Source organism: Actinomycetospora sp. CA-084318, assembly GCF_050955885.1.
In the GTDB taxonomy this organism is placed as follows: domain Bacteria; phylum Actinomycetota; class Actinomycetes; order Mycobacteriales; family Pseudonocardiaceae; genus Actinomycetospora.
Window position 1 is genome coordinate 2,475,438 of the sequence record NZ_CP192098.1, and the last position, 19,020, is coordinate 2,494,457.

The following is a 19,020-nucleotide window of genomic DNA, read 5'->3' on the forward strand; positions in this document are numbered from 1 at the left end:
GGAGGTGGGGTGATCAGACACCGCCGTCCGCACCCCCGGGGAGCCTCCCGCTGACGACCACGTCGCCGACCGAGCGGATCCGGACGCCGCTGGTCGAGGAGCAGCCCCCGGCCGGGGCGCCGTCCGCTCCCGACCGGGCGTCCCGACGACCGGTCCTGCGGCTCGTGGCGGCGCTGGTCGCCCTGGTCAGCGGGATCGCGGCGGTCGTCGTGGCCCTCGCGGTGCCCGGGGCACCGGTCGAGTCGTCGACCTCGACGGTGACCTGGCCGCGGCCGGGAGCGGCCCCCGTCCCGACGACGCTCTTCCTCGTCCCGTACCGCCCGGCGGCACTGCAGGTCACGGTCCCGTGCGACGCCGTGCGCGCGGCGCGGGCCCGGACCGCGGAGACGACGGTCGTCGCGACCACGGTCGGTGCCCCCGGGGAGGCGCTCGCCGTGCGCACCCGGCCCGGCGCCGGGGACGGCCCGACCGTGCTGCAGGTGATCTCCGCCGGGCGGGTGGTCCCGGTGGAGGTGCCCGACGAGGACTGCGGGCTCACGATCGTCGCCGACGGCGCCGGCCTGACCGTGACCGTCGGCGACCGGGTCGCGGCGACGGTCCCCGGCGACCCCGTCCCCGAGGTCTTCGCCGCCACGACCGACCTCACGGGTCGCGACGCCACCGGCCTCGCCCTCACGGCCCGCACCCCGGCGTGGTTCGACAACGCGCCCGCCGCGGACAAGTCGGCCCTGCTCACGGCCCAACCCCAGCTCGCGCTCGTCGGCCTGCTGCTGGTCGTCGTCGCGGGCGCCCTCGCCCCGGCGGGCCCCTCCCGCACCCTCCGGGAACTCGCCTCGGTCCGCGGCCTCGCGCTCGCCCGCACCACCTGGCGCCGGTCCCGACGACGGGTCCGGGCGGCCGCCCGCCGCGCCCTCGCCCGACCCCGGGTGCTCGCCCGGCTCGCGGTCGACGCCGCCGTCGCCCTCGGCCTGTCCTGGTGGTCGATCGTCGGCCCGCTGACCGACGACGACGGGTTCGCCGCGGTCATCGCCCGCCAGATCGGCGACGGCGACGTCGGCAACTACTACCGCTGGTCCAACGCCTCCGAGGTCCCTTTCGCGACCAACCAGCGCCTGCTCGCGACCGTCCTCGACGACGGGATCGGTCCGCTCGCGCTGCGGACGCCGAGCGTGCTCGCCGGGCTGCTGACCTGGGTGGTGCTCACCCGCGGGGTCCTGCGGCCCGCGCTCGGCCCCGCTGGACGCAGTCTCGCGGTGCGGGTGCTCGCCGCCGTGGCGTTCGCGGTGTGGTGGCTGCCCTACGACCTCGGCGCCCGTCCGGAGCCGCTGGTCGCGCTCGGGACGGTGGTCGTCACCGCCCTGGTGCTCCGGGCCGTCCGCCCGGCCGCCGGCCGACCCGTCGTCCTGATCGCCGTCGCCGCCCTCGCCGCGGGCCTCACGGTCACCGTCGCCCCCTCCGGGCTGATGACGGCGGCGCCGGTCCTGCTCTGCCTGCCGCGGGTGCTGCGCGCGCTCGGCCCCGGTCCGCGCGAGGACGGCACCCTCGCCCGGGTGACGCGCGTCGTCCTGCCCGCGGCGCACGTGGCGGTGGTCGCCGGTCTCGCGGCCGTCGCCCTCGTGGTGGTGTTCGCGCAGCAGTCCTGGCACGGGTTCGAGGTCGCCACCGAGATCCACCGGCAGATCGGCCCGAACCAGCCCTGGTACGCGGAGTGGCTGCGCTACGGCTACCTGTTCGGCGAGGACTCCTGGGGCGCCGCGGCCAAGCGGGTGCCGGTGGTGGTCGGGCTGGTGCTCGCGGGGACCGGGCTGGTGCTGCTGGCGCGCGGCTCCGGCGGCGAGCGGACCGGAACCGGCGTGGGTGTCCTCGGGCGGGAGTCGGTCCTGCTCCTCGGCCTGCTGCCGACGGGGTTCGGGCTGCTCGCCGTGACGCCCTCGAAGTGGTCGCACCACTACGGCGCGCTCGCCGGGTTCGGCGCCATCGGGATCGTCGCCGCCGTCGTCGCCCTCGGGCGGGCGAGCCGGCGGCGCGACCCCGTGGTCGCGGCGACCGCCGGGGTCGCGACCCTGCTGCTCGCGCTCGGCGCCGCCTTCGCCTTCGCCGGGCCGAACGCCTGGTGGGCCTACTCCGGCTTCGGCATGCCCGGGTCGACGGGACCGCAGCGCCCGTTCGACGCGGTCGCCGTCTGGATCCTGGTCGCCGCGGTGGCTGCGGCGCCGGCCGTCGTCGTGGTGCGCCGGCGGCGGGTCCCCGACGACGGGCCGCCGCTGCTCGCCGCGGTCCTCGCCGCCGCCCCGCTGGTCCCGGCCGCGACCGCCGTCGTCGTCGTGACCGTGTCGGTGCTGCTGCTCGGGTCGACCTTCGCCGCGGCCGCCGACCGCGGGGACCGCTGGTCGCTCGCCGCGCAGACCCGGGCCGAGCTGGCCGGGGCGCCGGGGGCGTGCGGGCTGCAGGACCGCGTCGAGGTGCTGCGGACCGTCCCGGCCGGGCCGCTCACGCCGGTCCGCGGGTCGACCGCGACGATGTCGGGCTTCGTCGCCGACGGCGGGGCGGTCGATCCGCCTCCGCTGCGCCCGGACCAGACGGACGGGACCGACGGTACGACCGACACCCGCGACGGCCGCTTCACGTGGGGGAGTCGCGCCGACGGTGACGGGTCGGTCGGGGAGATGACCACCGCGTGGTTCGGGCTGACCCGCCCCACCCCCGACCAGGAGCTGGCCGTCGGCGTCGCCGGCCGGACCGCGGACGGCGCCTCGCTGACGTGGGAGTTCGGGCGGGGGGACCGCGTGGTCGGAGAACGGGCGGTCGTCGAGGACCCGGAGCCCGACCGCGGCTACCGCGGCTACGCGGGCAGCGCCGAGCAGGAGCGGCGGCAGGACGACGCCGCCCGGCGCGACCGGTGGCGGACCGTCACCCTCCCGGCGGGCGACGTGCCCGCGGAGGCCGACCGGGTGCGGCTGCGCGCGACCGACGACCGCACCGACACCGGCGGCTGGATCGCCTTCACCGGCCCCCGGGTCGTCGAACCGGAGCCGCTCGACCGCTGGCTCGCCGACCGCGGCCCGGTGCTCGTCGACTGGGCGGTCGCCTTCGCGTGGCCGTGTGCGGGGGAGCTGCCCCGGGTCACGGGCGGGGTCGCGCAGACCCCGGGGGTGGTCGTCACCGCGCCGACCGCGCCGTACGACCCGGTGCCCGGCGAGCGCACCACCAACCCCAGCCCGCCCGGCGACATCGTCCCGGAACGCTGGACCGGCGGGACCGACGGCCTGTTCACCGGGCAGGACTCCGGGGGCAGCTTCGCCGGGCTCGTGGCGGTCGGGTCGCTCCGGGAGCTGGACACGCGGCTGCCCGACGAGCCCGCCCGGCGCTGGGGCCGGGTCCTCGTGCCGGACCTCGGCGACCTGGAGACCGACCGCTACCTGGTCACCCGCGACACCCGGACCCTCCCGGGCACCGCGGGCGACCCGCCGCCGGAGGTGCGCTGACGCGCCTGTGAGTACTCATCCGTGCTGGGGCACGGATGAGTACTCACGAGCGGTATCGCACCTCCAGCTCCCGCACCTCGGTGATCCCGACGATCTCGGTGAACTGGTCGAGCCCGGACACGTCGAGCTGCTCGAGCGCGCCGGTGGGGGAGCCGTGCTCGGTGAGGTGCCCCAGCATCTGCCGCACGCCCGAGGCGGCCGCGAGCAGCGTCGACACCGGGTAGAGCACGAGGGAGAACCCGAGCTCGGTCAGCCGCGACAGCGGGGGCAGCGGCGTGCGGCCGCCCTCGGCGCCGTTGAACAGCAACGTGTGCCCGGCCAGCTCCGAGGCGACCTTCTCCAGCTCGTCGCCCGAGGTCGGCGCCTCGACGAACAGCACGTCCGCGCCGGCGTCGGCGAACGCCCGCGCGCGGTCGATCGCCGCGTCGACCCCCTGCATCTGGGCGGCGTCGGTGCGGGCGATGAGGACGAGGTCGGGGTCGGTGCGGGCGTCGACGGCGGCCCGGATCTTGGCGGTCATCTCCTCCAGCGGGACGACCTCCTTGCCCGCCAGGTGGCCGCACTTCTTCGGCATCACCTGGTCCTCGAGGTGCAGCGCGGCGACGCCGGCCTGCTCGTACTCACGCACGGTGCGGATGACGTTGATCGGGTTGCCGTAGCCGGTGTCGGCGTCGGCGATGAGCGGGACGTCGACGACGGACGCCATCCGTCGCGCGTTGTCCACCATCTCGGCCTGTCCGAGGAGCCCGACGTCGGGGCGGCCGAGCAGCGACGCGGTCGTCCCGAAGCCGGTCATGTAGACGACGTCGAACCCGGCCTGCTCCACCAGCCGCGCGGTGAGCGCGTCGTAGGCACCGGGCGCGACGACCGGCCGGTCGGACGCCAGCAGCTCGCGCAGCCGCGCGCGGCGGCCGGTGGGGTGGCTGAGCAGGTCGGCCATGGTCGGTCCCTCCAGGTTTGTGTACAACCGCCGAAGTTCTCCTGGCTTTCCGGCGGGAGTCACCCTACGTTGCACACAACGCGGAGCGGGAGGTGTGATGGCGACGACCTTGGCGGCCCGCGCGAGCGAGCGGGCGCACCTCGCGTTGCGCGAGGAGATCCTGCGCGGCGCGCTCCCGCCCGGTGCCCGCCTCGGCGAGGTCGAGCTCGCCGAGCGGCTGGGTGTCTCCCGCACGCCCGTCCGCGAGGCGCTGTCCCGGCTCGCCGCCGAGGGTCTGGTGGAGGTGCTGCCGCACCGCGGGGCGCGGGTGGTCAGCGTCTCGGCCGACGACCTCGACGCCATCTTCGACGTCCGGTCCGCCCTCGAGCCGCGGGCGACCGGGCGGGCGGCGTCCCGGGTGACGGCGGAGGACCTGGACGCCCTCGACGACCTCGCCACGCGGATGCTCGCGATCGGCGCCCCCGGTCCGGAGCAGGACCTCGACGCGCTGGTCGGGCTCAACCGTGACTTCCACGCGCGCCTGCTCGAGGCGGCCGCGTCGCCCGCGCTCTCGACCGCCCTGGCCGGTGTGGTCCACCTGTCGGTGGTGCTGCGCACCTTCCACTCCTACGACCCGGCGTCGCTGGCCCGCAGCCTCGCCCACCACGCCGAGATCGTGGCGGCCCTCCGGGTCGCCGACGCCGACTGGGCGAGCGCCGTGATGCGCAGCCACCTCCGCAACGCCCGCGCCGTGATGGTGAGGACCGCATGAGCAATCCGCACGGCTCGAACTTCGCCGGCCGCGTCGGGTGGGGGTCGAGCCCCGCCGTCGTCGTGGTCGACCTCGTCCGCGCCTACACCGCCCCCGGCGGGCCGTTCTTCCTCGACGGGCAGGAGGACCGGGTGCTCGCCGCCACCGCGGACCTGCTCGCCGGCGCGCGGGCCGCCGCGGTCCCCGTCGTCTGGACGGTGGTCCGCTACGCGCCGGACCTCGCGGACGGCGGGTTCTTCCCGGCCAAGGTGCCGGCGCTCGCGTGCTTCGCCGAGGGCGCCGACGGCGGGTGGGGCGAGCTCTCGCTGGCGCCCGCGGTCGACGACGCCCTGGTGGTCAAGCAGCACGCCTCCGCGTTCGCCGGGACCTCGCTGGCCGGGAGCCTGCGGGCGCGCGGGGTGGACACCGTCGTCGTCGCGGGGGTCTCGACCTCGGGCTGCGTGCGCGCCACGGCGACCGACGCGCTGGCGCAGGGGTTCCGGCCCGTCGTCGTGCGCGAGGCCTGCGGCGACCGGAGCGAGCCGCTCCACGAGAACAACCTGGCCGACCTGGACGCGAAGTACGCCGACGTGGTCGGACTCGCGGACGCCCTCACCCACCTCGGAGGTCGAACCTGATGCAGTACGGCGTCTTCATCCCCAACGCCACCAACGGCTACATCCTCTCCACGGGCAGCCCGCAGTACCGGCCGAGCTTCGCGCACAACGTCGCGATCACGCAGGAGGCCGAGAAGCAGGGCCTGGACTTCGTGCTCTCGATGATGAAGCACCGGGGCTCGGGCGGGCCGAGCGACTTCTGGGGGGAGTGCCTGGAGTCGTTCACGCTCTTCGGCGGGCTCGCCGCGGTGACCGAGCGGATCGGGCTCTACCCGTCGGTGACGACGCTCGCGACGCACCCGATCATGGCGGCGCGGATGGTCGCGACGATCGACGAGATCTCCGGCGGGCGCTGCGGGCTCAACATCGTCACCGGCTGGAACAAGCCGGAGTACACGCAGATGGGGCTGTGGCCCGGCGACGAGTACTTCAACCGCCGCTACGAGTACGCCGCGGAGTACGTCCAGGTGCTGCGGGCGCTGTGGAGCGAGGGACCGACGACCTTCCACGGCGAGTTCTTCGACTTCGACGAGGCCGACATGCGCCCGAAGCCGCTGCACACGCCGACCGTGGTGTGTGCGGGCCAGTCGCCCGCCGGCCAGGCGTTCACCGCGAAGCACGGCGACCGCAACTTCATCATGGCCGAGCGCTCCAAGGTCGGGGACATCGCGAGCGGGGTGCGCGACCTCAGCGCGGGCGAGGGCCGCGACGTCGGCACCTTCGCGCTCTACTGCATCATCGCCGAGGAGACCGACGAGGCCGCGGACGCGCTCTGCGACCACATCGTCGCGAACGCCGACCTCGAGGCCATCAGCTACATGACGACGGGCGCCTCGCTGGACACGAACCCCGACGGGACCTCGGCGCAGCTGCTCGCGTCGCTGGAGCGGCCGGCGGCGGAGGGGAACATGGCGTTCCTGTCGTTGCCGGTGATCAAGGGCTCCTACGAGCGGGTCGCCGCGCAGCTCGACGAGATCGCGGTGACCACCGGGATCACCGGCGCGCTGCTCACGTGGCCGGACTTCGTCGACGGCGTCACGAAGTTCGGCGAGCGGGTCAAGCCGTTGCTGCGCGACGCCGCGCAGGAGGTGGCGTCCGCCGTGTGAGTACTTTTCCGTGCCTGGACACGGATTAGTACTCACAGGCCGGAGGCACCTATGAGCGTGCTCTCCGCCCCGCAGGTGCCGATGCTCTTCGTCGAGCTCGACGCGGTCCGCCGGACCGAGGCCGACCTCGGTCGGCCGTACCGGGGCCCGCTCGACGTCGAGGTCCACCTCGACGCGGTGGAGCGGCTGCGGCTGTGGAAGGCGGGGGGTGGGCGGGCCGTCGGCTTCGCCCACCTCCCCGCCGTCGCCCGCGGGGAGCTGGGCGAGGACGTGGCGGTCCGCCTGCTGTGGACGATCCACGAGCGGGCGGGCAACCCGTTCGACACCCTCGTGCACTGCCCGCACGACCCGGACGCCCCGACCCCGGACCTGTCCCGCTGCTGGTGCCGGCCGCCGCTGCCGGGCCTGCTGATCGCCGGGCAGGAGCAGGTCGCGCTGCGCCAGCGGGAGCGCTACCCGGTCTGGATGGCCCTCGTGGTCGCCGCGAGCGAGCCGGTGCGAGAGCTCGCCGAGGGCCTCGGGCTCGACGTCGTCGACGCCGCCGCGTGGCGGTGGGGCGCAGCCGGGTGATGTTCCGCGGATCTCCGTCCCATACGCACTGACCTGGGCGGATGGCGTGGAACGTCCCGTGGCCGGGACGTGTCCGCGGGGTGTATTCCAGGGGGACGAACCGCTGCTCCGGGGAGCGTGTGCCATGTCCGAGCGCCCGATGTCCGACCGCAAGCACGTGGTGCCGGCGCCGCCGGCGCACTGCTGGGAGGTGCGCGGCTGGCAGCCGCCGCCCCCGCCCTCGGACGAGCAGGCCGGCTGGCACACGGTGGCCTTCTGCCCGTCGCACGACGACGCGGTGGTCATCGCCCACGCCCTGGTCGCAGGCAACGGTCCCGACGGCGGGATCGGGCTGGCGACGGTGCCGGCGCGGCCGTTCGAGTACGTCGAGGTGTGGGGGCCCTCGGAGGATGCGGGCGGCCGGTCGCACACGTGCGAGCGCTATCCGGAACCGGACGTCCACGAGCGGCGCGCGATGTGGTTGCGCGCAGCATCATCGCTGTACACGGACGGTCTGACCGTCTGATCCGTTCCCGCCCCCGTGCTCGTCGACGCATCGGGCGCCGTGCCAGGATGTATCCATGGGGTCGGCGACACGGGAGGCGTTCTTCGACGCTGCGCTCGGGCTGCTGGCCGACGCGCACGACGACGGGACGGGCCACGACACCGCGGCCCGCGCCGGCCTGAAGCTCGCGCCGCTGTGTCGCGCGGTCGGCGTGACGACCGGGTCGTTCTACCACCACTTCGACGGCTGGGACGGCTTCGTCGTCGCACTGCTCGAGCACTGGGAGACCACCGAGACCGCCCGGCTGGTCGAGGCGGCCTCCCGGGAAGCCGACGCGGGGGAGCGGCTCGGGCTGCTCACCCACCTCGCGCTGACCTTCCCGCACGAGGCCGAGGCCGCGATCCGCGCGTGGGCCCACGTCGACGCCCGGGTCGCCCGGGTGCAGCGCCGCGTCGACGACGCCCGCCGCGACGTCGTGGCCGCGTGTGTCCGCACGCTGCGCCCCGACGACGAGGACGACGAGCTCGCCGAGCTGGCCATCGACGCCCTCATCGGGTTCCAGCAGCGGCTGCGCCCGATGGACGTCGACGCCCTGCGTCGTCGGTTCGCGCTCGTCCTGCGCCTCGGTGAGCTTCCGACCCCGGACGGGTTGGTCCCGCAGCGCTAGGGTGATCACCCATGGCGGCCGTTCGCATCGCTAACTGTGCCGGGTGGTTGTGGGACCGGTTCTCCGGGCTGCGCGACGCGCTCGCGGGGCCGGTCGACGTCGTCACGGGGGACTACCTCGCCGAGCCGACGCTGCGCCAGCTCGCGCTCGAGCGCACCAAGGACCCGTCCCTGGGCTACGCGCGGAGCTTCCTCGCCCAGTTCACCGACGCCGTGGACCTGCTCGTCGAGCGCGGGGCGAAGCTCGTCGTCGACGCGGGCGGGCTGAACCCGGCCGGCCTCGCCGACGAGTGCCGGCGGGTGATCGCGGAGGCCGGCCACGGCCTCGTCGTCGCGCACGTGGAGGGTGACGACGTTCTCGCGCGGCTCGACGGGTTCGGGGCGCTGCCCCATCTCGACGACGGGCGCCCGCTCGGCGACTGGGGGCACGATCCCGGCACCGCCAACGCCTACCTCGGCGGCTGGGGGATCACCGCGGCGCTCGGCGCGGGTGCCGACGTCGTGATCACCGGCCGCGTCACCGACGCCTCCCTGACGACGGGCGTGGCGGCGTGGTGGCACGGCTGGGGCCTCGAGGACTGGGACGCCCTGGCCGGCGCGGTCGCCGCGGCGCACGTGATCGAGTGCGGCCCGCAGGCCACCGGCGGGAACTTCTCCGGCTTCACCGCGGTGCCGCGGGTCGACGACCTCGGCTACCCGATCGCCGAGATCGCCGCCGACGGCACCGCCGTGATCACCAAGCACGAGGCCGCGGGCGGCACCGTCACCACCGACACGGTCACCGCGCAGCTGCTCTACGAGATCCAGGGCCCGATCTACCTCAACCCCGACGTCACCGTCGACCTCGCCGACGTCACCGTCACGCAGGAGGCGCCGGACCGGGTGCTGCTGAGCGGTGCCCGCGGAACCCCGCCGAGCCCGACGACGAAGCTCGCGATCACCGCGCCCGGCGGGTTCGAGTCGAGCGTGTCGTTCTACGCCACCGGGCTCGACCTCGAGGCGAAGGCCGCGCTGCTGCGCACGCACGTCGACCGGATCACCGCGGGGCTCGACCTCTCGCTGCTGCGGATCGACCGGATCGGCACGCCCGTCGAGGACCCGCGCGACCAGTGGGAGGCCGCGCAGCAGATCCTCGTGACCGCGCAGTCGCAGGACCGGCGCCAGGTCGGCGCGGAGCGCTTCATCGCGCCGCTGACCGGGCTGTTCCTGCCCGGCTACCCGGGGCTCTACGTCAACCCGCTGCGGGTGGCGAACCCCGTCGTCGAGTACTGGCCGACGCTCGTGCCCACCGAGGCGCTGCACCACGAGGTGGTCCTCGCCGACGGGTCGCGTCTGCCGGTGAAGGACACCCCGGTCCGCGCGGAGTTCCACGGCCAGCCGGCGTCGGTGCCGGCGTCGTCGGGAACCTTCCCGACGACGCGGCGGGCGCCGCTCGGGCTCGTCGCGCACGGGCGCTGCGGGGACAAGGGCGGGAACTCGAACGTCGGGTTCTGGCCGCGCGGGAGCTCCGACACGGCGTGGGCCTGGCTGCGGGCCGCGATCAGCGCCGACTGGATCGCCGAGGTGTACCCCGACGCCCGCATCGAGCGGCACGAGTTCCCCGGCCTGCGGGCCGTGCACCTGGTGATCCACGGGATCCTGGGCAAGGGCGCGTCGTCCAACGGGCGGCCGGACATCGCGGGCAAGGCCGTCGCGGAGTTCCTCCGTGCCCGGCACGTCGACATCCCCGAGGAGCTGCTGTGACCGACGTGAGGGGAACATCCGCCCGTCCCGACGCCGTGAGGGGTCCCCTCACGGGGGTGGAGGGGGCGGAGTCTCCCCTCACGGAGCGGCTGGAGCGGGCCTGGGCGCACCCCCTCGCCGCCGACGAGCCGTTCGACCTGCTCGGCGAGCTGGAGACGGTGCTCGGCGGGGTCGGGCTCTCGGCCGCGGACGCGGGCGGGGCGATCACGACGACGGGTGCGGACCCGGTGGTGCCCTCCCCGATGCGGATCGGTGGCGCGGCGACGATCGGGCTGCTGGCCAAGTCGGTCGCGGCCGCGGCCGTGCACCGGTGGCGCGGCGGCCCGGGCCAGGACGTGCACGTCGACCTGCGCCGCGCGCCGCACCGGCTGTGCCCCTTCTACGACCGGCGCTGGGAGCGGCTCGGCCGGTACCCGGTCGGCTCGTCGCTCGAGCGCGGCAACGCGATGGCGTTCTCCTTCTTCCGCTGCGCCGACGACCGCTGGGTGATGCCGCAGAACATGTACCCCGGCCTGCGGGAACGCGCCCAGGAGCTGCTCGGGGTCCCGCTCACCAAGCACCGGGTGCGGGACGCGATCGCGTCGTGGACCGCGCCGGAACTGGAGGCCGCGGCGGCCGAGGCGGGCGTCGTCATGCCGATGCTGCGGACCGTCCCCGAGTTCCTGGCCTCCGAGCAGTACCCGCACCTGGCCGAGCTGCCGCTGATCGAGCTGACGAAGGTGGGCGACGCGGACCCGCAGCCCCTCCCCGTCGTCGGGAACGGGCCCTTCGACGGCCTGCGGACGCTGGGGATGGGGCACGTGATCGCCGGGGCGGGGTTCGGGCGGTCGTTCGCGCTGCACGGTGCGGACGTGCTGAACCTGTGGCGCCCGAGCGAGGGGGAGCACGAGTCGACGTACGCGTCGGCGAACGTCGGGATGCGGTCGGCGTGGCTGGACCCGCGGGCCGACCGAGTCGAGCTCTCGCGGCTGCTCTCCGGGGCGGACGTGTTCTTCCACAACCGCCGTCAGCAGTTCCTGTCCGAGATCGGCCTGACGCCGGCCGAGGCGTGTGCCGAGCGGCCGGGGCTGATCTACGTGTCGGTGTCGCTGCACGGGCTGACCGGTCCGTGGGCCGGGCGGCCCGGGTTCGACCAGTCCGCCGGGTCGGTCACCGGGATGATGCTGCTCGAGGGCTCGACCGACCGGCCGCGGCTGCCGCCGATCATGGTGGTGAACGACTACATCGTCCCGTGGCTCGCGCAGGCCGGGGTGGCCGCGGCGTTGCGCCGCCGGGCGGACGAGGGCGGGTCGTGGCACGTGCACGTGTCGCTGACCCGGGTGGCCCTGTGGATCCTCTCGCTGGGGGTCTTCGACCGGGAGTGGGCGCACGGCGTGGCCGGGACCGCGGGGGAGCACGAGTACCTGGACCCGGAGACGTTCACCGCGACGACGCCGCTGGGCGAGTACCAGGGCGTCACCGACCAGGTCGACATGTCGGTGACGCCCGGTGCCTACGACCCGGTGCTGGACGCCCGCGGGTCCGCGCCGCTCGCGTGGCGTCAGAGTTCGTAGAGCATCTCCAGGAACTCCGGGTTGTTCAGCGCCCCGGGACGGGCCTCGCGGACGGCGGCGATCGCGTCGTCGACCGTGTAGCCCTCCCGGATCAGCGCGGTCGCCGAGAGCAGCCCGGAGCGGTTCATCCCGGCCGCGCAGTGGATGAGCACCCGCTTGCCGCTCGCGTGCATCGAGCGGACCAGGTCGGCGAGGGCGATCAGGGTGTCGCGGTCGGGCTTGGGGCCGTCCTCGATGAGCCAGTGCACGTAGAACTCGACGTCCTCCAGCGGCGGTTCCTCGCCCGAGAGGTCGAACACCGCGTCCCAGGGCTCGCCGGGGCTGGGGTGCCCGGACTGCCAGAGGCCGGGCACCACCTCGTCGGCCGGCCACGCCGGCGTCTCGTCGGGGCGGTCGTCGCGGAGGTGGGCGGGGACGTAACCCTCGAGTGGATCAGAGCTCACGCGGGGGGTGTACCCGGGCGAGGTCAGTACATCATCCGCGGATCGTCGTAGTGCTTGAACTCCAGCAGGTTGTTCGAGGGGTCGGCCACGACGACCGTGCGGTGCTCCTCGACGAGCCCCTCGAAGCGGTGCGACGGCTCGGCGAACAGCGGGAGCTTCCGCTTCTCGACGAGGGCGAGCAGGCGGTCCCAGTCGTCCCGCTCGCGGAAGGTCACCCCGAAATGGCGCGGGTAGAGGCCGGGGTCGCGGTCCCACGCGTCGGAGAGGTGGCAGACCACCTGGTCGCCGAAGAAGTCCAGGGTGATCCGGTCGGCGTAGCGGCGGGCGAGCCTGCACCCCAGGCCGCCGACGTAGAACTCCTGCGCCTCGTCGAGGTCGCGCGCCGGGATCGCGAGGTGGAAGGCGTCTCGGTTCTCGCGCATCAGACGCCGCCGAAGGTGTCGGCGCGCAGCCCGAGCCGCAGCGTCTCCAGCCCGACGACGTCGGCGGTCGCCACGTTGCCGAGGTTGACCGCGGGACCGAACCGGCGCAGCAGGTGCGCCTGCAGGGGCCGCGTCGGCGCCTCGAACAGCAGCCGCTCGGGCGGGGCGCCGCACCCGGCGAGGGCGTCGAGCACCTCCTCCCGGGGGGTGCCGTCCCCGGTGCAGAACCCGCTGCGGCCGCTCTCGCGGGCCTCCAGCGTCACCGTGGTGGCGCCGGCGGCGAGGTCGGAGCGCACCGACCACGCCCAGTCGGCGGGTGTCAGCGCCATCGAGCGGCCGCCGTCCTTGAACCCGACCTCGCTGATCACGGTGAACTCGTCGGCCATCCGCCGGATCCAGCCGGACTTCTCGGTCGCGGTCATCAGGACGGTGCCGTCGGAGATCTCCACGGTCGTCATCCCGGTCGCGCGCTGCAGCGCCACCCAGTCGGGCACCGCGTCGCCGGCCACGTACCGCTCGAACAGCGTCCCGCCGAAGTAGGCGTCGATCCCGGCGCTGTGACAGATGTCGATCTTGGTCTTGATGTCGCGGGTGACCAGGCCGGTGCCCCAGCCGAACTTGACCGCGTCGACGAGGTCGCCGTGACTGTCGACGAGGTCCTCGAACGCCCGCGTGGGCGTCCCGGTGTCGATCACCATCGTGCGGCCGCGCGGGCGGGGCTTCGTCGGGCGGGCCGGGAGGCCGGGCGGGGCGTAGGGCGAGTCGGCGAGCATCGGTTCCTCCTCGGGGGACGGGCATGACGACGGGGCTTGCCGGTCAGCGCGAGGCTCGCCGGCGTGCGGCGGGCGATCGCGACGACGATCAGGGAGCCGACCGCGCCGACGACGTAGAGCACGACGGCGACGACGGGGCCGGGCAGGTCGCGCAGCAGGGCCGCGGACGCGACGATGGTGGCGAGGTACATGAGCATCGGGTGGGCGAGGAACACCCCGAACGACTGGTCGGACCCGTAGCGGACGGCGGCGGCCCCGCGTCCGGCCGGGACCCCGCCGGCGCGGGCGGCCCACACCTCGCCGAGGGTCCACATCCCCGCGACGGCGGCGGCGGACCAGAGCGCGACGACGGGGTGGAACACGTCGTCCGCGAGGGCCGGTGCCGTGCCGCCCCGGACCGAGAGGAGGTAGGTCGCCTCGGTGAGCCCGCCCGTCGTCAGGACCCCGAGGGCGACGAGGGCGCCACGGCCGGCGAGCGCGCGCCGCACGGTGTCGCGGTGCAGGGCGAGCAGGCCGCCGACGACGAACCAGGCCACGTAGGTCGGGGCGAGCACGCCGGCCCGGCTCTGGGCGGCGGGGTGGGCGTGCAGCAGGGCGTCGATCCCGAGCTGCACCGCGGCCGTGCCCACGGCGAGCAGGCCGTGGTGGCCGTGGGTGCGGGCGAGCAGCGCGCGCAGCAGGGGGAACAGGACGGCGAACTGCAGGGAGACCAGCAGGAAGTAGAGGTGGTACTCGGCGGTGCCGGTGAGCACGGCGAGCGCCGTGGTGCGCAGGTCGTCGCCGAACAGCCCGGCGTAGAGCAGCGACCAGACGAGGTACGGCACCCCGATGAGCAGGAACCGGCGGCGGACGAACGCGCGGTAGGGGAGCGGTCGGTCGGCCCAGCGCAGGACCAGGACGAAGGCCGTGAGCACGAAGAAGGCCTCGCGGGTGGCGTGCAGCAGCACGAGCACCGCCCCGGCGCCGACGCTGGACGCGGCGTTGCCGACCGCGGTGGCGTGCACGGCGATGACGGCCGCGAAGGTCAGGACCCGCATCACCTCCGCCGGCCAGACCCGGTCCGCGGCCTCGCTCACGCGCCGGCCGCCACGAGCTCCCGGACCGCGGCCCGGCGGACCTTGCCGGTGGTGCCCCGGGGGAGGTCGGCGAGCACCCGGACGTCGACCGGGCACTTCCAGCGGGTCAGCTCGGCGCGGCACCGGGCGCGCAGGGCGTCGGCCAGCCCGTCGACCGCGCCGGTCGTGCGCACGCAGGCGACGGGGACGGCACCGAGGATCTCGTCGGGACGGCCGACGACGACCGCCTCGGCGACCCGCGGGTCGGCCAGGAGGACCTCCTCGATCTCCCGGGGGTGCAGCAGCTCGCCGCCGCGGTTGATCACGTCGTCGTCGCGTCCGGCGAGGAACAGGAACCCGGCGTCGTCGAGGTGGCCGACGTCGCCGGTGTCGAGCCAGCCCGCGACGAACCGCTCCGCGGCCCGCCCGTCCTGGTAGCCGGTGATCACGCCGGCGCCGCGGATCCACACGCGCCCCCGCTCGCCCGGTCCGAGGGCGTGCCCCGCGGCGTCGCGGACGGAGACCTCCGCGCCGGCGGGTCGGCCCGCCGAGCCCGGGGGACAGGTCCCGTCGAGCGGCGCGGCGGTGATCTGGCTGGCGGCCTCGGTCATGCCGTAGCTCTCGACGACCCGGACGCCCGTCCGCCGCTCGACGGCCGCGCGCACGGCGGCGGGCAGCGGGGCCGACGCCGAGCGCACCAGGCGCAGTCGCGGCGGCAGGACGGGTGTCGCGGTGTCCCGCCCGAGCACGGAGAGGACGGCGGGGACGGCGTTGATCCAGGTGACGTCGTGCTCCCGGGCACGCTCCCAGAAGTCGGTGCGGTGGAAGCGGTCGTCCAGCACGAGGGAGGCGCCCGCCGTGAGGGTGGCGAGCAGCCCGACCACCTGGGCGTTGACGTGGAACAGCGGCAGGGGGGTGAAGCCGCGGTCCGCGGGACCCAGCGCGAGGTGGTCGGCGACCGAGCGGGCGACGTGGCGGAGCCGGTCGGCGGTGAGCAGGACCCCCTTCGGCTCGCCGGTCGAGCCGGAGGTCGCCAGGAGCGTGGCGGCGCCGGTCGTGCCGGACGGGTGGGGTCCCGGGGCCGGGACGACGCCGGGGTGGCCCGCCGCGTCGACCACGACGGAGGGGGGTCCCCCGGCGTCGTCCGGGGTGTGGTCGGTGACCATCAGGGCCGGTCGGGTCCGCCGGATCGCCCGCGCCCGCTCCGGGTCCGGCGCCCCGGGATCGAGCGGGACCGAGACCCGACCGGCCGCGAGCACCGCGAGGTGGACCGCGGTGAACGTCAGGGGGTCGGCGACGGCGACCGCGATGCGCGCCCCGGGCGCCACCCCGGCGCCGTCGAGCGCGTCGCACCAGAGCGCCGCGGCGGTGCGCAGGTCGCCGTGGGTGAGCCGGGCGCCGCCGCGGGCGGCGAGGAAGACCGGGCGGTGACGCGTTCCACGCGAGAGCAGTTCCGCGATTCCGTTCACCGCTCCGACCGTGGCCCCGACTCCTGTGTCCGGTCTGTGCGCGCGCTGGACGGAACCTCAGGTCGACGATTCACGGAAATACTCCCCGGGTCTCCTAGGCTGGTCCGAATGCGGGGTCGGGCGGGGTCGGGACGGGCGGTGACAGCCCTCGTGACCGTTCTCCTCGCCGGACTCCTCGGCTATGTCCTGCTCGTCCCGGCGCACGCCCCGCCGGTGGAACCCGTCGTCAGCACGGGGCCGGCAGTGGCCGCGGTGGACCTGCCGTTGGTGGCGCCCACCGGCACCGTGCTCGCCACGCGCAGCGTCGTCGTCGACGGGCTCCGGCGGACCTCGGTGCTCGTCCGGCCCGCCGCCCCGCAGCGCCGGGTCCTCCCGTTGGTGGTCGTGCTGCACGGGCGCGGGCAGTCGCCGGGCGCGGCCGTCACGGTCAGCGGGCTGGGGTTCCTCGCGACCCACGGCCGGGCGGTCCTGCTCTACCCGGAGGGCCTCGGCGCCTCGTGGAACGCCGGGCACGGCTGCTGCGGGCCGGCCGCGCTCCGGCGGCCCGACGACGCCGCGTTCGTGGACGCCGCCGTCGCTGACGTGCGCGAACACGTCGACATCGACCCGCGGCGGATCGCGCTGGTGGGCTACTCCAACGGCGGCAAGCTGGCCTACGCCCTGACCTGCGACCCGGACCGGCCCTTCGTCGCGCTCGCCACCTACGGCGCCGTGCCGCTCGCTCCCTGTGCCGGGCCGCGCCCGCCGCGGCCGATGTCCTACCTCCTGGCCGCCGGCACGGCCGACACCGTCATGCCCTACGGCGGCCGCTCGTCGGGAGCCACCCCCGAGCCGCCGGTCGACCAGGCCGTCGCCTGGCTCCGGCAGCGGGACCGGTGCCCGCCGGCGCCGACCGCCGCCGACGCCACCTGGCGGTGCGCGGCGGGCACCCGGGTCGTCCTCCGGACCTATCCCGGGCACGGGCACTCCTGGCCCACCGGACGCGACGGACCGCCCATGGCGGACGTGATCAGTGCATTCCTCGCGGGATCGGCCATCTGAGGACTGTTCCGTGCGAACCGCAGGAATCCGTTCGGGCGCCGTGCCGCATTCGTCCCCCGTGTGATCACGAAAAGATCACGAGATCTGCGACCGCGGTCCCCGCGGTTGTTTTCTTGACAACGCCTTCACGGGCGCGGACGACGATTCGTCGATCATCGTGTCCGGGCGGCGACTCCCGGGGAGGGAGTGCGCCGTGCCCCGAGGACGTCGAGCCGTGAGTGCTATCCGCGACTCCACCACCCGCGAACGGCCCCCGGCCGACATCGTGTTCGACCACGTCACCAAGCGGTATCCGGGACAGGCCACGCCCGCGATCGACGACCTGTCGCTGACCGTGCCGGCGGGAGAGACCTGCTGTCTGGTCGGCCCGTCGGGCGGTGGCAAGACGACGGCGATGAAGCTGATCAACCGGCTCATCGACGTCGACTCCGGCGACATCACCATCGGCGGGCGGAGCATCCGGTCGCTCGAGGTCACCGCGCTGCGCCGCGACATCGGCTACGTGATCCAGCAGGTCGGCCTGTTCCCGCACATGACGGTGGCGGCCAACATCGGCGTCATCCCCGGCCTGCTCGGCTGGTCGGGCGACCGCATCCGGGCGCGCACCGACGAGCTGCTCGACCTGGTCCGCCTCGACCGGGACTTCGGGAAGCGCTACCCCGCGCAGCTCTCCGGCGGCCAGCAGCAGCGCGTCGGCCTGGCCCGGGCACTCGCCGTCGACCCGCCCGTGATGCTGATGGACGAGCCCTTCGGCGCGCTCGACCCGATCACCCGCACCGAGATCCAGGACGAGTTCCTCAACCTCGAGAGCGAGATCGACAAGACGGTCGTGTTCGTCACCCACGACATCGACGAGGCGATCAAGATGGGCGACCGGATCGCGGTGTTCCGCCAGGGCGGCGTGCTCGCCCAGTACGGCACCGCCGACGAGCTGCTCGCCCACCCCGCCGACGAGTACGTGGCCGACTTCGTCGGTGCCGACCGCGGGCTCAAGCGCCTCTCGCTGCGCACGATGCGCGACGTCGTCACCCCGGACGTCCTCCCCGACGACGGGGAGGGGCCGAGCGTGGACGCCGACGCCTCACTGCGCATCGGGCTCTCGACGCTGTTCGCCGCGGGCACCGACTCGGTGCGCGTCACCGACGGCGACCGCGTGCTCGGGCGGGTCACGCTCGCCGAGCTGCAGGGCGCCGTGACCCGGAGCGCGGTGTGATCGGCGCACCCGCGCAGGTCATCCCGGTCTTCTCGGGCACCGAGTGCTCCCCGGACGACCCGCTGTGCTGGTCCTGGGTGACCGGGAACTGGAACTCGGTGCTCGCGCCCGCCCTCGTCCAGCACGTCTACATCACGCTGATCGCGGTGGTCCTCGGTCTGGTGATCTCGCTGGCCGCCGCCCTCGTCGCCTTCTCCCGCAACTGGTTCGCGGCCGGGTTCACCGGGCTCTCGACGCTGCTCTACACGTTCCCGTCGTTGGCGTTCTTCATCGCCTTCGTGCCGATCACCGGGATCTCGCTGACGACGATCGAGATCGGGCTGACGAGCTACACCCTGCTGCTGCTGTTCCGCAACGCCCTCACCGGCCTGCGGACCGTGCCGCGCAGCGCGATCGAGGCGGCCGAGGGCATGGGCCTCACCCCGGCCCAGATCCTCTTCCGCATCCGGTTCCCGCTCGCGCTGCCGTCGATCATGGCCGGCGTCCGGGTCGCCACGGTCACGGTCATCTCGCTGGCGACGGTGGCGGCCGCGGTGGCGCCGCTCGGCCTCGGCAAACCGATCTTCGACGCCATCCACACCCTGTTCGACACCGAGCTCGTCGCCACCGGTGTCCTGACGATCCTGCTCGCCCTGGTGGCCGACGTGGTGGTGCTCGGCATCCGCTGGGCGATCACGCCGTGGCTGCGGGCCGCGCGGTGAGGAGGAACC

At 74.8% G+C, this 19,020-nt stretch carries 18 protein-coding genes; 12 read left to right on the plus strand and 6 right to left on the minus strand.

Annotated elements, in window-relative coordinates; all coding sequences use genetic code 11:
- Nucleotides 1-164: 164 nt before the first annotated feature.
- Nucleotides 165-3,485: an arabinosyltransferase domain-containing protein gene (locus ACQPYX_RS12095; RefSeq protein WP_433803157.1), complete on the plus strand. Its 3,321-nt coding sequence runs from the start codon at nucleotides 165-167 to the stop codon at nucleotides 3,483-3,485.
- Nucleotides 3,486-3,528: 43 nt separating this feature from the next.
- Here the strand turns inward: ACQPYX_RS12095 and ACQPYX_RS12100 are convergent, their stop codons facing one another.
- Nucleotides 3,529-4,425 carry an isocitrate lyase/PEP mutase family protein gene (locus ACQPYX_RS12100; RefSeq protein WP_433803158.1) on the minus strand — a complete coding sequence of 299 codons (897 nt, stop codon included), beginning with the start codon at nucleotides 4,423-4,425 and terminating at the stop codon, nucleotides 3,529-3,531.
- Between the two features lie 97 nt (nucleotides 4,426-4,522).
- On the opposite strand from ACQPYX_RS12100, the gene ACQPYX_RS12105 reads away from it, so the two are divergent.
- The 8 genes from ACQPYX_RS12105 (at nucleotide 4,523) to ACQPYX_RS12140 (ending at nucleotide 11,894) form a co-directional block, all read left to right on the plus strand.
- The gene (locus ACQPYX_RS12105) at nucleotides 4,523-5,176 is read left to right on the plus strand and encodes a GntR family transcriptional regulator (protein ID WP_433803159.1); all 654 of its coding nucleotides are present in this window, start codon (nucleotides 4,523-4,525) and stop codon (nucleotides 5,174-5,176) included.
- Nucleotides 5,173-5,793: an isochorismatase family protein gene (locus ACQPYX_RS12110; RefSeq protein WP_433803160.1), complete on the plus strand. Its 621-nt coding sequence runs from the start codon at nucleotides 5,173-5,175 to the stop codon at nucleotides 5,791-5,793. The genes ACQPYX_RS12105 and ACQPYX_RS12110 overlap by 4 nt, the downstream gene beginning before the upstream one ends.
- Nucleotides 5,793-6,878 carry an LLM class flavin-dependent oxidoreductase gene (locus ACQPYX_RS12115; protein WP_433803161.1) on the plus strand — a complete coding sequence of 362 codons (1,086 nt, stop codon included), beginning with the start codon at nucleotides 5,793-5,795 and terminating at the stop codon, nucleotides 6,876-6,878. Before ACQPYX_RS12110 ends, ACQPYX_RS12115 begins: the two co-directional genes overlap by 1 nt.
- Before the next feature lie 51 nt (nucleotides 6,879-6,929).
- A complete protein-coding gene (locus tag ACQPYX_RS12120) occupies nucleotides 6,930-7,448 on the plus strand; it encodes a hypothetical protein (protein ID WP_433803162.1) in 519 nt (172 codons plus the stop codon).
- Nucleotides 7,449-7,572: 124 nt separating this feature from the next.
- Nucleotides 7,573-7,953: a hypothetical protein gene (locus ACQPYX_RS12125; protein ID WP_433803163.1), complete on the plus strand. Its 381-nt coding sequence runs from the start codon at nucleotides 7,573-7,575 to the stop codon at nucleotides 7,951-7,953.
- Nucleotides 7,954-8,008: 55 nt separating this feature from the next.
- Nucleotides 8,009-8,599, plus strand: coding sequence for a TetR/AcrR family transcriptional regulator (locus tag ACQPYX_RS12130; protein ID WP_433803164.1), 591 nt, complete (start codon nucleotides 8,009-8,011; stop codon nucleotides 8,597-8,599).
- Nucleotides 8,600-8,610: 11 nt separating this feature from the next.
- Nucleotides 8,611-10,341, plus strand: a complete 1,731-nt coding sequence (locus ACQPYX_RS12135; protein ID WP_433803165.1) for an acyclic terpene utilization AtuA family protein — start codon at nucleotides 8,611-8,613, stop codon at nucleotides 10,339-10,341.
- A 56-nt stretch (nucleotides 10,342-10,397) separates the two neighbouring features.
- Nucleotides 10,398-11,894, plus strand: coding sequence for a CoA transferase (locus ACQPYX_RS12140; RefSeq protein WP_433803166.1), 1,497 nt, complete (start codon nucleotides 10,398-10,400; stop codon nucleotides 11,892-11,894).
- Here the strand turns inward: ACQPYX_RS12140 and ACQPYX_RS12145 are convergent.
- Genes ACQPYX_RS12145 through ACQPYX_RS12165 form a run of 5 tightly spaced genes read right to left on the minus strand, consistent with a single transcriptional unit; the run spans nucleotide 11,882 to nucleotide 16,056 of the window.
- On the minus strand, nucleotides 11,882-12,337 hold the full coding sequence (locus ACQPYX_RS12145) for a protein-tyrosine phosphatase family protein (RefSeq protein ID WP_433803167.1): 456 nt from the start codon (nucleotides 12,335-12,337) through the stop codon (nucleotides 11,882-11,884). The two genes, ACQPYX_RS12140 and ACQPYX_RS12145, sit on opposite strands and share 13 nt — an antisense overlap.
- A 23-nt stretch (nucleotides 12,338-12,360) precedes the next feature.
- Nucleotides 12,361-12,759 (minus strand): VOC family protein, encoded by a 399-nt coding sequence (locus tag ACQPYX_RS12150; RefSeq protein WP_433803168.1) that lies wholly within the window; start codon nucleotides 12,757-12,759, stop codon nucleotides 12,361-12,363.
- Nucleotides 12,759-13,532: a phosphosulfolactate synthase gene (locus ACQPYX_RS12155; RefSeq protein WP_433803169.1), complete on the minus strand. Its 774-nt coding sequence runs from the start codon at nucleotides 13,530-13,532 to the stop codon at nucleotides 12,759-12,761. The genes ACQPYX_RS12150 and ACQPYX_RS12155 overlap by 1 nt, the downstream gene beginning before the upstream one ends.
- On the minus strand, nucleotides 13,451-14,608 hold the full coding sequence (locus tag ACQPYX_RS12160) for an acyltransferase (protein WP_433803170.1): 1,158 nt from the start codon (nucleotides 14,606-14,608) through the stop codon (nucleotides 13,451-13,453). Before ACQPYX_RS12160 ends, ACQPYX_RS12155 begins: the two co-directional genes overlap by 82 nt.
- The gene (locus tag ACQPYX_RS12165) at nucleotides 14,605-16,056 is read right to left on the minus strand and encodes a class I adenylate-forming enzyme family protein (protein ID WP_433803171.1); all 1,452 of its coding nucleotides are present in this window, start codon (nucleotides 16,054-16,056) and stop codon (nucleotides 14,605-14,607) included. The genes ACQPYX_RS12160 and ACQPYX_RS12165 overlap by 4 nt, the downstream gene beginning before the upstream one ends.
- A gap of 150 nt (nucleotides 16,057-16,206) precedes the next feature.
- On the opposite strand from ACQPYX_RS12165, the gene ACQPYX_RS12170 reads away from it, so the two are divergent.
- From ACQPYX_RS12170 to ACQPYX_RS12180, 3 genes are all read left to right on the plus strand, one after another.
- Nucleotides 16,207-17,097: an alpha/beta hydrolase family esterase gene (locus ACQPYX_RS12170; protein ID WP_433803172.1), complete on the plus strand. Its 891-nt coding sequence runs from the start codon at nucleotides 16,207-16,209 to the stop codon at nucleotides 17,095-17,097.
- 214 nt (nucleotides 17,098-17,311) lie between these two features.
- Entirely contained in the window at nucleotides 17,312-18,310 is a 999-nt protein-coding gene (locus ACQPYX_RS12175) for an ABC transporter ATP-binding protein (protein WP_433803173.1), read from the plus strand.
- Nucleotides 18,307-19,011: an ABC transporter permease gene (locus ACQPYX_RS12180; RefSeq protein WP_433803174.1), complete on the plus strand. Its 705-nt coding sequence runs from the start codon at nucleotides 18,307-18,309 to the stop codon at nucleotides 19,009-19,011. The genes ACQPYX_RS12175 and ACQPYX_RS12180 overlap by 4 nt, the downstream gene beginning before the upstream one ends.
- Nucleotides 19,012-19,020 lie beyond the last annotated feature (9 nt).